The sequence below is a fragment of the Paenibacillus sp. NPDC058367 genome (genome assembly GCF_042723305.1).
Lineage (GTDB): Bacteria > Bacillota > Bacilli > Paenibacillales > Paenibacillaceae > Paenibacillus_AQ.
In genome coordinates, this window is the sequence record NZ_JBHXIZ010000001.1 from 1566314 (window position 1) to 1582371 (window position 16058).

Consider the following 16058-nt stretch of genomic DNA (forward strand, 5'->3'; position numbering starts at 1 on the left):
GCATTGTTTATGCTAATAAGAATGCGCTTACATTAAAATAATAATAGATACTATAGTAAATATAGTCAATTCCCGATTCCAAAAAAAACTGCCCCAAGCTACTTATAGCTTGAGGCAGCTTTGTCATTCCTGCTTACGAAGGGAAAAGGCTATGGTGCAACAGTTAAAGCCTCTTGCGCGTAATCGGCAATGACCGGATGAACCAAAAGATTTAGTGGTTTGACTGGAATCAGTACACTGTTGGTGGTTTTCACTGTCAATAGCGATTCCAACTGGAAGTACGTATTCAGTTTCTCTCCTGCGGAAGAGGAACCGATTCGAACCGCATAAGTACCTGGATCAGCTACCCAAGCATGGCTGCTCTCATCGAAGGAAGCCAGATCCAGACTATTTAGTGTGAACGTTAGGGTCTGATGCTCTCCTGCATTCAATAACGCTGTCTTTTGGAAAGCCTTCAATTCCTGAACCGGTTTATTGGCTCCCGGAGCGCTTAGATATAGCTGAACTACCTCTTTACCTGCAACTGTACCGTTGTTATATACATCCACGGTTACAGTCACACTTCCTGCTGCAGAATCAAAAGCATCTGAACTGATCTTAAGATCGCGGTAGCCAAAGGTTGTATAGGAGAGGCCATATCCGAATGGATAGGCAACCGCACTGCTTTTGCCAAACGTATCATAGTAACGGTAACCCACATAAATATCTTCCTCGTACTTCACTTCCGCACTATTTCCTGGAAAGTTATTAGCGGAAGGAACTACACCATAACTTGTAGGAAAAGTCATTGGCAGCTTGCCCGATGGGTTCACAGCTCCGGATAATACATCGGCAATCGCATGGCCTGCTTCCTGTCCTGGCTGCCAAGCCAAGAGAATAGCATCCACTTTATCTTTCCAGGAGATCATTTCAATCGGACCGCCGATATTCAGAATCACGGAGACCTTCTTACCTTGCTCATGGTAAGCAGTTGATACCTTATCAATCATATCCAGCTCTGTCGCTGTCAACAAAAAGTCACCCTCAGCATTTTTCCGGTCTGCACCTTCACCAGATATTCTGCTGATTACAATAATGCCCGTCTCGGAAGAAGCTTCTGCTGAATTAATCTCATCCGCTGATAATACCTTTTCCGGAAGTGGTGGATAGGCCAAGCCGCCAAAGCTGCTCACTGGACCGTATTCCGGCTTCTTTCTTAGCTCTGTAATATATTCTTGATAGCTGACATTTAAAGGTTCATATACGCTGTAGCCTGCGTCACTAAACCCTTCCACAATGGATACAGTATGCTCGACATTGACATCGCCGCTGCCAGTTCCGCCTTTGACGGTTTCAATCTGAGCATTTCCGAAGAGGGCTATATTCGTACCTGCTGCGATAGGCAACGCCTCAGCTTTATTCTCCAGCAGCACCATACCTTCTGTTGCGGCTTGACGAGAGGTCACTGCATTTGCAGTAAGATCAGGCTTGTTGCTGTGTCCGATCCCCTTAAAGGATGGAGATTTCACTACGACTTTCAAAATTCTTTTTACGTTAACATCCAGTTGTTCTACGTTCAGATCACCATCGTTCACAGCTTTAGTAATCGCTGAAATGGCTGCCGCATTTCCTGGCATGATGAGGTCGTTGCCTGCAATCATATTTTGCGCCCGGTTCGAGCCCCCGCCCCAGTCCGTCATTACAAAACCTTGGAACCCCCACTCATCGCGGAGAATTGTGCTCAGTAGATCTTTATTTTCGGAGGCAAACGTTCCATTGATTTTGTTATAAGAGCTCATAACAGACCATGGCTGCGAATCTTCCACTGCGATTTCGAACCCTTTCAAGTAGATTTCGCGCAGTGCTCTCTCTGAAACGACTGTGTCGATAGACATCCGGTTCGTTTCCTGATTATTCGCGGCAAAATGCTTAATTGTCGTTCCGACCCCATTCGCCTGAACCCCATTCGTAATCGCCGCGGTCATTTTTCCTGAGATGAGCGGATCTTCGGAATAATACTCAAAGTTTCTGCCCCCCAATGGATTGCGGTGAATGTTCAGCGCGGGAGCCAGATATAAATCCACACCATACTCCAGTAGCTCATTCCCCATCGCATTACCTACTTGGTTAGCCAAGGCTTCATTCCAAGTCGCTGCAATGGAAGTGGCGATCGGGAAACCTGTAGCAAATGTGGTAGCTTCACCCTGTTTCGTGTTGATGCGGACTCCCGCTGGTCCATCTGCCATGATTAACTTGGGAATCCCAAGACGTGGCAACTCATAAGAACCACCAGCAGCTCCAGCTACCTTCGTGCCTGAACCAGCACCGACAACCAGCGAAGCTTTTTCCTTAAGCGTCATTTCACCAATAACGGCATCAATGGATGCTTCGTCTGTCAGTACAACCAGACTTGCGTCGATAGTGTATTTTAATTCAGCTATAGGACTGGATGGGATACCAGCTTTAACTGCCAAGGCTTTAATTGTAGCCGTCTCTTTATCGGCACCTACAATCGTAATTAGTCCTTGATATACGATACTGTTTTCAGTTGGTGTACTTCCGTCAAGTGTGTAATAAATTGTAGCGCCGGATGTTGAGGTGAGCGTAACCTTAGGGCCACTCTTATATACACCAGGCTCTGGAAAAGCAGTAGGCACTGCCGCTCCAATTACATAATTGAATTCAGCAACTTTACTTGTCTTGCCGTCTTTAACCGTTAATGCCTTTACTATTGAGGAGGCCGTAATACTGATTCCAGACCGTGAATTATACTGCTTGGTCGTATTCATTACCGATGCTGCAGGTGCAGATCCATCGGTAGTATAAAAGATGGTTGCGCCACTCGGAGCAGTCAACATTACCGTCTGAGCTCCATAATAAGTTCCTGACGGGATAGAAGCTGTTGGAGCAGCAACGAGTCCTTCTTCAGGTTCAGTTCCGGGATCAACAGCTTTTTTGTATTTCGCTGTCCGGGCATCGTTAATTACGCCGCTCCAGTTCATCCCGAAGGCAAAGTCATAAGCATTCCCTTCAGAATCTACATAGACTTTCATATCATGGGATACATCCTCATACTGCTCCTCTACCGTCTTCATGTCTTTAGGCATTTGCATAGGCAGAAGGGCCGATGGTTCATATGCACCTACCAGAATATCGAAGATCGCTTGATTCTGAATGCCAAAGTTCGCAATAATCGCATCCGCACGATCTTCGAATTCAGCAACAATCGTTGGATTAGACATCGTTAGGGAAACGACTACTGGTTTATCTCCCATTGCTTTTTTGGTATCAAGCACCAGATCAAGATCAGACTCATTGGATGCCGTAGTCTTCTTTCCCTTGTAAGAACGGTTCAATACATCTCTTGCATCACCAGCCAAACTCGTTTCACGTGCATACTCCGCTGTATATGGACGATACTGCAGGCTGATCGGGATATACCCATTACCTCCGGCATCTACGTCAGCTTTGCTGTAGCCTGCGCCAGTTTGCGGATTCTTGATAAAGACAATCGCGCTGTCAGCTTGAGCCGGATCATCCGTCACATTGAAGTATTTCTTCAGCTGATCAATGTTGACAGGATACGAATACGATTTGGTAGCTGCATCATAAGTTTTTGGAACATAAACTTTCTCATCTTTTTTAAGTGGAAGTACATGGTTATCTTTGTTTTTCAGCATAATGACTGACTTTAATTGGGCCATATAACCCTCTGTCATAAACTCCTTGTTACCCACAGTAGCTTTTGTTTCCTCTACATCAAGATATGGATTCTCAAATAGCCCTGCATTAAAAATATTAGTAAGTAGTCTTACTGCTGACTCTTCAAATCGTGTCCGTATCACCTTCTCGCCTTGTTTCTCAATTCCTATTTGATACGCTGCAATGATAGGTTTGGAATCGTTATTTCCACCGAATTGGTCGACACCGGCCATGATGATTCGATAATGACGTTCCGCAACTGTGTAATTTTCTTCTACACCCCATGGGCGGTTACCAAATAACTCAACAGGTCCTTCATCGCCTGTGATTCCCCAGTCTGTTGTGATTACACCGTCGTAATGATACGTATTCCGTAAAAGATCGGTGATTACATAAGGACTATACGAGTTCCCTACATTCTCTCCATTCGCCTTATCCTGATTAAATGAGATTGTATAATACGGCATAACTGCAGCGGCTTTTCCAGTCGGTCCTTCCAGGTCAAATGCTCCTTTTGTAAAAGGAATCAGATGCTCATCGAAGTTATTTCCCGGATAAACAGCATACTTTCCATACCCATAGTGTGCATCTCGGCCACTCTCGCCGGAACCCCCACCTGGCCAATGTTTGACCATAGCATTCACACTCTCATTGCCCCATCCATCGCTGCTGCCCGGTGTAGTCTGAAAACCATCCACATAGGCTCTTGCCATATCAGCAGACAGTTTAGAGTCCTCACCAAATGTTCCGCTGAAACGAGTCCAGCGCGGTTCCGAAGACATATCCACCTGAGGGGATAAAGCTGTTGCGATGCCAAGCGCCCTGTACTCTTTAGAAGCAATTTCGCCGAAATGCTTCGTCAGATTGGCATCGAAGGAAGCAGCAAGACCTAGTGCCTGCGGCCACATCGAGATCGCTCCACCTGATCCTTCGTTATACTCTGCGTTAGCTACAGTGCTATGACGAGGGTCCGAGCTGTTATTAGCTGGGATACCAAGCCCAATCTTCTCCACTAAGGCTTGGGCATTGTTGTTCCAACGGGCAGCCACCTCAGGGCTCTCAACCGTAGTAATCAATACATGCCGCAAGTTATCTTCTGTCAAGAATACTTTCTGTTGGTCTGTTAGATCGGATGCCAATGCACCGCTTTCCGCCAGCGGTTTTCCACCATAAGTTCCCCCACGGAATCCCGAAGCTGAGGCTGCTGGTATGGATTGATGACCACTGTACAGCATAAGTCCGGCAATTTGCTCCACAGACATTTGCGAAGCAAGATCCTTAGCTCTTACTTCTGTGCTAAGACGCCAATCCTCATATTTGTCGAGCTTGCCGTTTTTATTCAAATCTTTAAATGCTAACCCATCTACGGTTAACAGAGCTACCCCTGATTGTGTTGAGTATCCTAAGGTTTCTCCACCAGGATTGGTCACTGTACCAATCGTACCAACAACGCTTTGGCTCCATTTCGTGCTACTGCCTCCATTATTTGAGCCTGACCCGGACCCTCCGCCGCCAGTAGCAGGACTGCTGGTTGGCTTAGCCGCAGTATCTTTACCATCATTAGTAATTGTTCCTTGGCCAACCTCTTTACCATCAATGATCACACCTGAAGTTTGTACCACGATACTGGTCACATTTTTCCCACCAGTTATGATTGTTCCCTCTGCTCCTGGCCGGATAGTGATCGTTCCCACCTTCGCCCCATCATTGATTACAATAACGGTAGGAACTAAAATTTCCATAGATTGGATTGCAGTGGACCCTTCGGCTACAACTCGAACCTTTCCGCCTTGCTTATTAATGGTTACACCCGACAAAGTACTACTCTTCAAGTGAATACTGTCTATTCCTCCGCCGCTTACAAACGTGGTTCCAGATACGGTTACTTGATCAAGTGTAGCCTCTCCGTTACCGATACCTGCGGTTAAATATAAATCTCCACTCACTTTGCTACCAGATAGGATTGCTCCTGAAGCAGTAATTAGCGCAGAGCCCGTGATCGCCGTGGCATCATAAGTACCTGCAGCATTGTAATATCCTTTTGCCATACCATCAATAATCTTAATGACCTCAGCACGTGTTATGGACCCCGTTGGTTTGAATGTACCATCCGTATACCCGTTGATAGCCCCTTTTTGAGTAAGGATGCCAACCGCTGAAGCAGCATAAGCACTTATAGAAGCAGCGTCCGAGAAGGATAGAGAAGCCGTCCCTGCCTGTTTCAATTCGAACACACGAGCCAGCATGGTTGCAGCGTCCTGTCTCGTTAAGTAATTATCTGGTTTCGCAAGATTACCTGCAAAACCTTCAAAGTAACCTGCTTGACGTGCGATCAGCACATCAGCTGCATACCATTTCCCGCTCGGTATATCGTTAAAGCTATTGCTTGTTTGCTGTGAAAAACCGAATAATCGGTTGAGCACTGCCACAAATTCTGCTCTAGTTACTTTTCCGTTTGGTAGGAAGCTTCCATCCGTATATCCATTTATAATTCCGCTTGACGCCCATTTTCCTATTGATGATTGCGCCCAATGCCCGTTTACGTCCTTAAAACTCGCAACCGTTTGAACATTTGTAATTTCAGCGGCAAACGCCCCTGGATTCACAGATGAGAATAACAACGCAGCGACTGCTAAGCTACTGGCCAGCTTTCTAGCTATGGGCATTTTCTTAACTTTTAGGCTTGAACTGTTTTTATATTTTGTCAACATGCCATCCTCCTCAGTAAAATATGTAAACGCTAACAATACCGTCTAACAAAAAGATCTCTTCAGTTCACCCCCTATTTGATAGACATATTATAGCTTGAGGTTTGGGATGGCTTATCTAGACTATCTTCAGATGCATCTGGATTATTTTATACTCGCTACATGCCGCTCAAAACAAAGAACCGCTTCTCCTAAAGGAATAAGCGGTTCTTTAATTTAGTATTCTGTTAAGGCTACCCTACACGCTGAATTTCGATAATTTCTCCTTTAACTGCAAAGATGCATCCTCCAGCTTCAAAGAAAGCTCTACCAAATGATCACTTACACTTTGTTGCTCTCCACTAAGTGAGGCAACTTCTTGAGAGGCAGCTGATGATTCCTCAGCTATTGAGCTTACGTTGCTCATCGAATCGGATAGAACCTTTTGCGATTGACTCAGGCTGTCCATCGACACAGTTACAGCATTCAGACGGGCGATAAAATGCTGCATCTGATCCTGCACAGATACGAAGATATCGCTAGTGCTCTGCACGGAAGTCATTTGCTGATTAAAGAGAGGTGCAACTTCTGAAAGGACCACAACCGTCTCGTTCATATCTCTCATAACGGTATCTGTTATTTCTGCCACAACAGCAATAGATTCTTTCGATTGATCTGCAAGCTGGCGTATTTCATCGGCTACCACCATGAATCCTCGCCCGGCTTCGCCTGCTCTTGCTGCTTCAATGGTGGCATTCAGAGACAAGATATTCGTCTGCTGAGTAATATTTTGCATCACATTAAGAACCTTCATAACGGAAGATGCCGTTTCTGTCAGCTCGTTAACCTTCATCACAAGCTGATTCGTCTTCAGGCCCGTCCTATTCGTCTCATTAAGTAATTCTTTCAACCTGTTGAAGCCTTCCTCACTGAGTTCGCCGATGCTATGTGCGGTGTGATCCATCTCGTGAGTAGCTGAATTGACTAAATCCATCTGTACCGAAATTTGCCCCGTCAACTCATTGCCACGATCAGCTTCCAAGGCCAGACTGCCTGCACCACCCGCAATTTCTTCCGTGGCCGCAGCAATATCCATAGCTGCATCAGCTGTCTTGCGCGAAACACCGCTAAGCTCATCGGCGGTTTCCAGTACCTTCCGAGCGGTTTCATTCGTATGGATAACCAGCTCTGTTATTCGTTCCATCATCATGTTAAAAGAACTGGATAACTGACCGATCTCATCACGTGATGTGATATTCGTACGCACCCCTAGATTCCCTTCGGCTCCCTCTGACATCAAATTCTTAAGTCTGGTCAGCGGTCGAGATACCATTCTGAACATCCAATACCCTATTAAAATAGCGATAACAGCAGCTACAGCAACAATAATATAAGTAGTCTTGAGAATACGCAGCGCGTCTTTCGTCAAGTTCTCAGCCGGTACAACACCAAGTAACCTCCATCCCGAGGTTTCTAGTGTTCCGTATACAGCTAATATAGATTTCCCCTTCTCATCCTTTGTTGGCAATGAGCCTGCTGTATTCTGCAGACCACCCAGAAGCGTCCCTCCCAGATTCAAATATGTATCCGTCCCCACTTGCTGGGAGGAGGCTATCAATTCATCCTTATTCGTTAGCAATTGCATGTAGGAGCTTGTTCCAAGATCCACTTTACGAAGCTGATTTTCTAATTCGCTAATTCTAATATCGTTAATGACTATGTATCCTGAGCTTTCAGAATCACCAGCAATCGATTTGGCCAAATGGAAAACACCTGACGTATTTCCTTCCTGGCCCTGTAATTCACGTGGAATCCATACACTCTGTGGCTTCTCCTCTAGCTGCTTAAACCATGAGGATTCTCTGAAACTCTCAATAAAAGCGCTATCTTTTGTACCCGCCGAAGAAATCGGAAAATCTTTATTCATCGGAATAAGGTATACGGCCTCCACACCGTTTGATGCCGTGAGCCAATCATTTAGCTGCGCACTAATCTGGTTAGATAGTACCTTACGTTCCTCATTACTTGTAGTGGGATTATTCCCTTGTTTGAGTGCATTTTGAATTTCATTGTCGTACAAGATTCTACCTAGACCATCCTCATAACGTAACAATTCCACATCAAACTTCTCAGCGGTTTGAACGACTGTCTGTTGATTGGCTGACAGCGCATTCGTCTCGATCGTATGCTCAGCTACGGAATAGGAAGTGTAGCCGAGAGAGAGCACGAGCACCATCGTCGAAACAAAGAAGATGAGAAAAAGCCGCACCCCAATGGATTTGGATGGATGCAGCTGGAATCGTCTTTTTTCTTTTTTCACTTGTACTTTCATCTAATCATTCACCACCGTTGTCGTCTGTTATGCCTACTGGCTTATCGTTTACAAGGTCATGAACATTTGTAACACCCGATCGGAAAGATATGGCAAATACTCATGACCGTACTCATAATAAACCATAAGCTCTTTGGGCGCTAGTACTTTGTTGTACGCGGCAATCTGCGTTGAAGGTGGACAAATCACATCGGATAACCCTGTAACCCACAACATTTTGGCTTGAATTCGCTCCGCGAGATTCTGAATATCGATGTAACCCAGTCTATTAAAAATCTCGTCCTCACGTAAATGATGGGGATCAAAAAAGCGGAAATAATAGTTAATTTCCTCATAAGCTGACGTAGTGATATCAAGCTCCCAAGCCCGTCTATAATCTGAAAGAAACGGATACACAGGAACGGCCATGCTCACACGCGGCTCTAATGCTGCACAAGCTACAGTAAGCGCTCCGCCTTGAGATAAACCAAAAGCACCTACTCGTGCTGGATCAACTTCCTCCATAGCCATCAATATTCGAGCAGTCTGCGCTGTATCCAGAAACACATTACGATAGTAAAGGTTGTGCGGATTAGGATCGTCAATGCCGCGAATAATATGTCCACGAATGGTTGTGCCTTTTACTGTAAGATTATCCTCGGAAAGTCCGCCTTGTCCCCGGCAATCCATCGCAAGGACACTAATTCCATGGGCCGCATAAGTCACCTTCTCCATCCAATCCCCGCTGTCACAGGAATATCCATGAAACATCACGACACCAGAACCTTTTTCTGAACCCCTTTTCTTCGGTCTTACATATTTACAATGGATTCTTGCTCCGCCAACACCGGTAAAATACAGATGAAAACATTCCGCCAGCTCGCTGACGAACTCCGCAGGCTCTAGTTCATAATCTAGTGACTGGGCGTCCAGATCATGCAAAGCCCGCTCCCAAAATGCGTCAAAGTCGACTGGTTTTGGGCTGCTTCCGTTATATTTTTTTAATTGTGACAATGTCATGTCGTTTCCCATATTAAGGTCCTCCTTAAGGTTTTTTCACTTAAAAAACAATGGAAACGGAAAACCCGCTTATGTGAGTTTTCCGTTAGTTTCTACTAATAACAAGAGCTCGCTAGTTGCACTTTGTGCAACTATTACAGCTAAATATGTTGTGTTGTTCATTTAATTGCACTCTATACAACTAAAATTGCTCACAGCGGGGTTTCCGGGGCAAAATCGCCTGAAATAAGTGTACAATGTGCAACTATTTACACTAAACACCACCAAACAGGTTAGTTTAAGTGCACTTTGTGCAACTAGCGGCTTTAGCCTAGACATACTGGCGTCTCATGAATGAGCTCATAGTACTCACTCGTTGCTCTTTGGCTGCAATTTGTGCAATAGAATCTCTCCATATGAGCGCCCGTCTTTGTTCTATTGCACTTTGTGCAATCAGTTCGAGCGAAACCGAGCATAAAAGTGATTTTTGCGGAAAACCATTGCAGAGAGTGCAATAGATTCTATTTTTCAGACGAAATCGAGAGTTTCTATTGCAGAGAATGCAATGAAAAGCCCAAACCACAGAACACAAAGCACGCAACGTGCAGAACCCAGCATACAAAATACAGCACACTACACGCCGCACACTTTTTTCGAACGCTGCTCAGCCACCAAATATCTACCCAACTTCACTCTACCTAAAGCTTGTTCCTCAAAGGTTGTTCACCCTATTAAATTTTACCTAAACCCGCATCATCGCCAACCTCTTCATGGGTGTCGATGACATAGTTGACGATTTCATCAACGGTTGTATATGCAACGCCTACATAAGTGTCAGCAGCGCCATAATAGATGGCGATACGGCCCGTTTCTGCATCATGCAGAGTGGCACATGGGAACAGAACGTTATTCACAAAACCTCTTTCCTCATACCATTCTTCAGGAGTTAGCACAAAATTTTTCGAGCGATATTTTACTTTCGAAGGCTCGTTTATATCCAAAATAACTGCACCCATGCTATATACAAGACCGTTGCAGGTTCCTGTAACGCCATGGTAGAACATCAACCAGCCTTCTGTAGTTTCAATCGGTGCAGGTCCGCCGCCAATCTTGACACTTTGCCACCAGCCTTGGCCACCTTTACTCATGACATGGCGGTGTTTACCCCAAAATACAAAGTCAGGGCTTTCACTAAGGAATACATCACCGAATGGTGTATGTCCGCTGTCACTTGGACGGGACAACATCACGAAGTTATTATTGATTTTTCTAGGGAACAATACACCGTTCCGGTTGAAGGGCAGGAATGGATTTTCCAAGCTGATAAATGTTTTGAAATCTTGCGTTTTAGCAACACCGATAGCTGCGCCGTAAAAATCTGTACACCAGATAATATAAAATGTATCTTCGACCTTAACCAGACGTGGATCGTAAGCATAACGCGGCTGATAAGAGTTACCTTCTTCATCTATAAATCGGATCGGCTCATCATCGATTTTCCAATCTAGACCGTCAACACTATGTCCCATGCGCAAATGCGGACGCGTTGTGTTATCTTCTACACGAAATACTCCGATAAAACTACCTTCAAACGCAGTAACCGCACTATTAAAAATACGGGCTACACCTTTTGCAGGATTTCTTTTGATAACCGGGTTATCATTATGTCTCCAAATCGGGTTCTCATAGCCAGCAGGCTTATCCTGCCAAGGCATGTTCGGGATGTTAATCGCACTTGCTCCAACCAATTTCACTTCACTCATTAGTATTCCCTCCAAATGTATGCAACTTTTCAGTATGCTATTTTATCTAGTACTGCTATGAAATCTACTACTAAGCTTACTTAACGGAACCTTGTGAAAATCCATTGTAGATATACTTTTGCAACGCGGTAAACACAACCAATGTCGGAATAATCGCGATCATAATCGCCGCACATATTACTTCCCACTGCGATCCATATGGACCTTTAAACTTAAAGAGTGCTGTGGAGATCGTTTGGAGATCTGTTTTCGGCATATATAGGAAAGGAGTGTAAAAATCGTTATAAATATTTACGCCCTTCACAATAATTACTGTTACAATCGCCGGTTTCAGCAGTGGCAAAATAATTCTCCAATAAATCGTCCAATACGAAGCCCCGTCCAGCATCGCGGATTCATCCAGTGACTCGGAAATCGAATCCAGGAACTGCATGAAAATATATACAGCGATAATATCCGTACCGAGGTACATCACGATGGGTGCCCATCTGGTATTAAACAGGCCCAAGTGATTGATGATTTGGAAGGTTGCCACTTGCGTTGTAACACCCGGAATCAGGGTAGCAATCAGAAACATACTGATAAGAACTTTACTGCCTTTAAATTTGAAGCGGGATAAAATATAAGCCATCATCGAACCCGTCAGCGTTGCACCCAGGATAGAGATCACAACGATAATGACAGTGTTTTTAAATCCTAGAAGCATTTTGCCATCAACAAAAGCCTTAGTGTAGTTGGAGAAATTCAGCCAATTCTCTGGCAGCGTTAACGGTCCGGTTGAAGCGTATTCCGGCCCTGTTTTTAATGAGGCAAAAAATACAACTACGATAGGTATCAATGCTGCAAGTGCTCCCAAAATCAAGGTGAGATATTTGAATATACTAGCAGTGGTATATTTTACAGAATGCATAGTTTATTTCTCCTCCTTGATCAGAACGCGCTGCAAAATAGTAACTACTATAACGATACCCAGCAAAACTACGGCCATCGCTGACGCTAATCCAACTTTGCTATATTTAAACGCTACATCGACCGTCTGAATGACAAATGTGCTACTTCCGTTAGATCCGCCTGTCATGACGTATGGAATTTCAAACACACCAATAGCGCCACTGACCGCAAGGATCAAGTTCAATTGAAGAATACGTTTAATACTTGGCAAAATAATATGCATAAACTGATGCCATCTGTTTGCACCATCAATCTCAGCAGCTTCATAAATATCCGAACCGATCGAGGAAATAGCCCCAAGGAAGATCAGGAAGTTCATCCCCATGTATCTCCACAGTGACGCCCCTGCGAGCGAGAAGTTAATCAAATTCGGATTGAGTAGCCACTTCTGCTGTAAACCGCTGAGTCCGAGCAGGTTAAGAATCGTATCTAGCGTTCCATCTGGTTTGAAAAAGAACAGAAAGATAAAGCCGATCGCTACACCGTTTAGCAAGGTTGGGAAGAACAAAATCCCTTTGAATAAATTTTTCATGCGAACACTAAAGCTCAGTATGGTTGCAAAATACAAAGCAAGTGCCATCTGAATAAAGGTAGTGAAGAAATAATACAAGCTGACCTTAAATACGGAAAAATACTCCGGTTTCGTAAAAATGGTTTTGTAGTTTTCTAACCCAACGTACTCCATATTTTTACTTAGGCCATTCCAGCTGGTGAAGCTGTACCGAAACATACTGATTACTGGATAATAAGCAAATGTGAGTAGTAATACGATCGGCACTAATGAGAACAAGCATATGATGGCAATCCGTTGATTTTTGTAACTCAAATTCGAAAACTTGAACACCCGATACACCTCCAGAAAAGCATCCTCATTTATTTATGACTCGTTTAAATGTGAAGGGGGAAATGCCCGTTAGCATATCCCCTCCCACATCCACTACCGCCTATAGCATTTAAGAAAGCTTATAGTTGTTACTGTGCTGTGACTTTAGCGCGAGCGGCTTTCCACTTGTCGTTGAGGTCCTTCATGATGTCATCATAGGATTCTTTTCTGTTGCCAATTGCGGCTTCAATAATCCGTTTCTTGAAGTCTGGTTGCCAAGCACCGATTTCGGCTTGTTTGTCGATTTCATCAGACCAGCCTTCTTCGCCGGCTTTAGCAGCTGCAAGTGTATCAAAGGTTACTTCAGTGCCTTCATATTGTTTCAGAATTTCTGGAAGCTCTGCACCGATAGCCGGGCTCATACCGCCACCTTCAGTCGTTGGGTAGCCAGATTCATTAATGAACCAATCCACCCAAGCTCTAGCAGCTTCTTTGTTTTTACTATGAACGCTGACACCCAGATTGTAGTCACCAGCAAGTGGTACAAGGATTTTATCTGCATTCGTAGGGAATGGCATAAAGCCGACATCATCTGGATTCGTTGCTAAACCTTTGATTTGACCGATTGCCCAAGATCCAAGAACCATCGTGCCGATTTTTCCGTTAGCCAGATCCGCTTTGGAAGATTCCCAGTCTGTAGTCGTTGGATCTTCTTCAATCAAACCTTTTTGTGCTGCATCATACAGGATTTTGTACAGCTCATAGTGAGGTTGGCCTGGAACATAGTTATCGTCGCTAGCCACTTGACCAATGTTCACATAATCACGGTTACCAGCTACTGTAGCCAAATCCGCTTCCCATTGGGTCAATGTCCAGCCAGCTGCGTAGTTTGTGTACAGAGGCACAGCTTTCGTTTTATCTTTAACAGATTGCAGAGCAGTTAAGAATTGTTCAGGCGTTCTTGGAACCTCTGTAATCCCAGCATCTTTAAAGACTTGTTTGTTGTAAATAATACCGTTAAAGTTGATGGTCATTGGAATTCCGTAAGCCATTCCGTCTACTGCTCGTTCTTCCACACCTGTATATTGTTTTTGCATATCTTCGAGTGTACCCAGTGGTTCGAAGAAATCGGGAATATCTTTAATAGCTATGCTTGTAGGTAACAACAGAACGTCGCCATAGTCACTAGTGCTCATGCGAATTTTAATTTGATCTTCGTAAGTAGCAAGCGCTTCAAAGTTTACCTTTACATCAGGATATTTCTCATTGAACTTAGCCGCATACTCTTTGAATACGGTATCAACAATATCCGTTCTTTGCGTAATGACCGTGATATCCCCTTTAATATCCTTGGCTGCTGCATCATCAGCCGGAGCTGCCGTCGCCTCTGTTGAGGATCCATTGCTTCCTGTGTTTTTAGCACCTTCATTGTTGGTGTTGTTGTTTGAGGAACAACCGCTAAACAATCCTGCCATAAGTGTCAGTGCCATCAAGCCCATCATTGTTTTGCCTTTTTTCATGCTTTTACGACCCCTCTCTTCAATTCGACTCTAATTTGGTTTAATAACAAAAATGATAACTTTTATCATCACCATCAATTTAATAGAGTAATCACTATTATCAAAATCACTGAAATACTCTTGAAAAAAAGTGATGATATCGCTTACAAACTCATTATAGATCTATTTTTAACGCAAAACGATGGTTTGAATTGCTTTTTCTGGTCTTGTATTTGTTATTTTTGTTTTTGTTATGGTGTTTTTATTATCTAATTTATTGAAAATAACCACAAAAAAAGAGAGCTTATCGCTCTCCTAAATAATAGCTTCCTATATAGGACTAAAACTCACGTTCCATTTTCGGTAATTTACAGCCACTTTTATAATCCTTAGGTGTCATACCACACATTTTCTTGAACAATTTATTAAAATAAACCGGATCACTATAGCCAACCTTATCGGCAATTTCATAATTTTTTAAGTCGGGATGCTCGATCAGCAATTCTTTCGCCTTAGTAATACGAATTCGAATTAGATAGTCGGTGATGGTTTGCCCCGTCTTTATTTTGAACAACCGGCTGAGGTAGCTCGCATTCATACCGACGGTCTCCGCCAAACGCTCAAGTTCGAAGTTCTGATCATACTCCCTCTCCAGTATGCTTTTAGTCTGTTCAACTACGTAATGCTCACCACCATCTGCCGCTTGAGAGAACATCTCCTCCTGCTCTGTGACGTTCTTTTTCTTTGTATCCTCTACTCTCTTGAGCAATTCATATAGCTGAGTCTTATCAATAGGTTTTAGTAAATAATCCATCACCCCATGGCGGATTGCTCGGCGGGCATATTCAAATTCACTAAAACCGCTAAGAACGGCAATAGGTATATCCTCCATATGTCCTCTAACCTGTTCAATCAACATAAAGCCATCCATTCTAGGCATTTTGATATCTGTAATAAGCAGATCAATGTCATCTCGGGATAACTTTTCAAAATGCTCCCAGGCTTCCACCCCGTTACCGTAGGATCCAATTACATGTACATCTAGCTCCATCCTGGATGTGATTTTTTCGAGCCCCCTGCGAATGACCTCCTCGTCGTCCGCAATCATAACATTTATCATTTGAGCACTTCCCTCCAGTTGTATCTGCCAGTTATTATGATTGCTCCATCATCACGAATAGAATTCTTCCTATGTATTACGTCAATGTACGATTACACTCTTTTATAGTCTTGTATTTACTATAACGAAAGTTATTCTAATTTCCCAGCTGCAACTATAAATTGTCCTTGAAATCATCTTAGAAAAAGTATATAACTAAATTAAGTTGTTATTATAAACTAACA

At 43.7% G+C, this 16058-nt stretch carries 8 protein-coding genes and 2 pseudogenes; all 10 read right to left on the bottom strand.

Annotated elements, in window-relative coordinates; translation table 11 throughout:
* Positions 1–149: 149 nt before the first annotated feature.
* Entirely contained in the window at positions 150–2873 is a 2724-nt protein-coding gene (locus ACFWMP_RS06830; RefSeq protein ID WP_379423535.1) for a glycoside hydrolase family 3 C-terminal domain-containing protein, read from the bottom strand.
* A gap of 54 nt (positions 2874–2927) precedes the next feature.
* A pseudogene (locus tag ACFWMP_RS06835) lies at positions 2928–5120 on the bottom strand (glycoside hydrolase family 3 protein); the annotation flags it as partial.
* A 639-nt stretch (positions 5121–5759) separates the two neighbouring features.
* Positions 5760–6392: pseudogene (locus tag ACFWMP_RS06840) on the bottom strand (S-layer homology domain-containing protein); the annotation flags it as partial.
* 235 nt (positions 6393–6627) lie between these two features.
* Complete coding sequence (locus tag ACFWMP_RS06845) at positions 6628–8700, bottom strand: methyl-accepting chemotaxis protein (RefSeq protein ID WP_379422679.1); 2073 nt, start codon at positions 8698–8700, stop codon at positions 6628–6630.
* 48 nt (positions 8701–8748) lie between these two features.
* Positions 8749–9711 (bottom strand): acetylxylan esterase, encoded by a 963-nt coding sequence (locus tag ACFWMP_RS06850; protein ID WP_379422681.1) that lies wholly within the window; start codon positions 9709–9711, stop codon positions 8749–8751.
* Positions 9712–10409: 698 nt separating this feature from the next.
* Complete coding sequence (locus ACFWMP_RS06855) at positions 10410–11441, bottom strand: glycoside hydrolase family 130 protein (RefSeq protein ID WP_379422683.1); 1032 nt, start codon at positions 11439–11441, stop codon at positions 10410–10412.
* A gap of 76 nt (positions 11442–11517) precedes the next feature.
* Positions 11518–12351 carry a carbohydrate ABC transporter permease gene (locus ACFWMP_RS06860; protein ID WP_042186110.1) on the bottom strand — a complete coding sequence of 278 codons (834 nt, stop codon included), beginning with the start codon at positions 12349–12351 and terminating at the stop codon, positions 11518–11520.
* A 3-nt stretch (positions 12352–12354) separates the two neighbouring features.
* On the bottom strand, positions 12355–13236 hold the full coding sequence (locus tag ACFWMP_RS06865) for a carbohydrate ABC transporter permease (RefSeq protein WP_042186108.1): 882 nt from the start codon (positions 13234–13236) through the stop codon (positions 12355–12357).
* A 128-nt stretch (positions 13237–13364) separates the two neighbouring features.
* Positions 13365–14735, bottom strand: a complete 1371-nt coding sequence (locus ACFWMP_RS06870) for an ABC transporter substrate-binding protein (RefSeq protein ID WP_042186107.1) — start codon at positions 14733–14735, stop codon at positions 13365–13367.
* Positions 14736–15054: 319 nt separating this feature from the next.
* Positions 15055–15834, bottom strand: a complete 780-nt coding sequence (locus ACFWMP_RS06875) for a response regulator transcription factor (RefSeq protein WP_042186104.1) — start codon at positions 15832–15834, stop codon at positions 15055–15057.
* Positions 15835–16058: the final 224 nt, after the last annotated feature.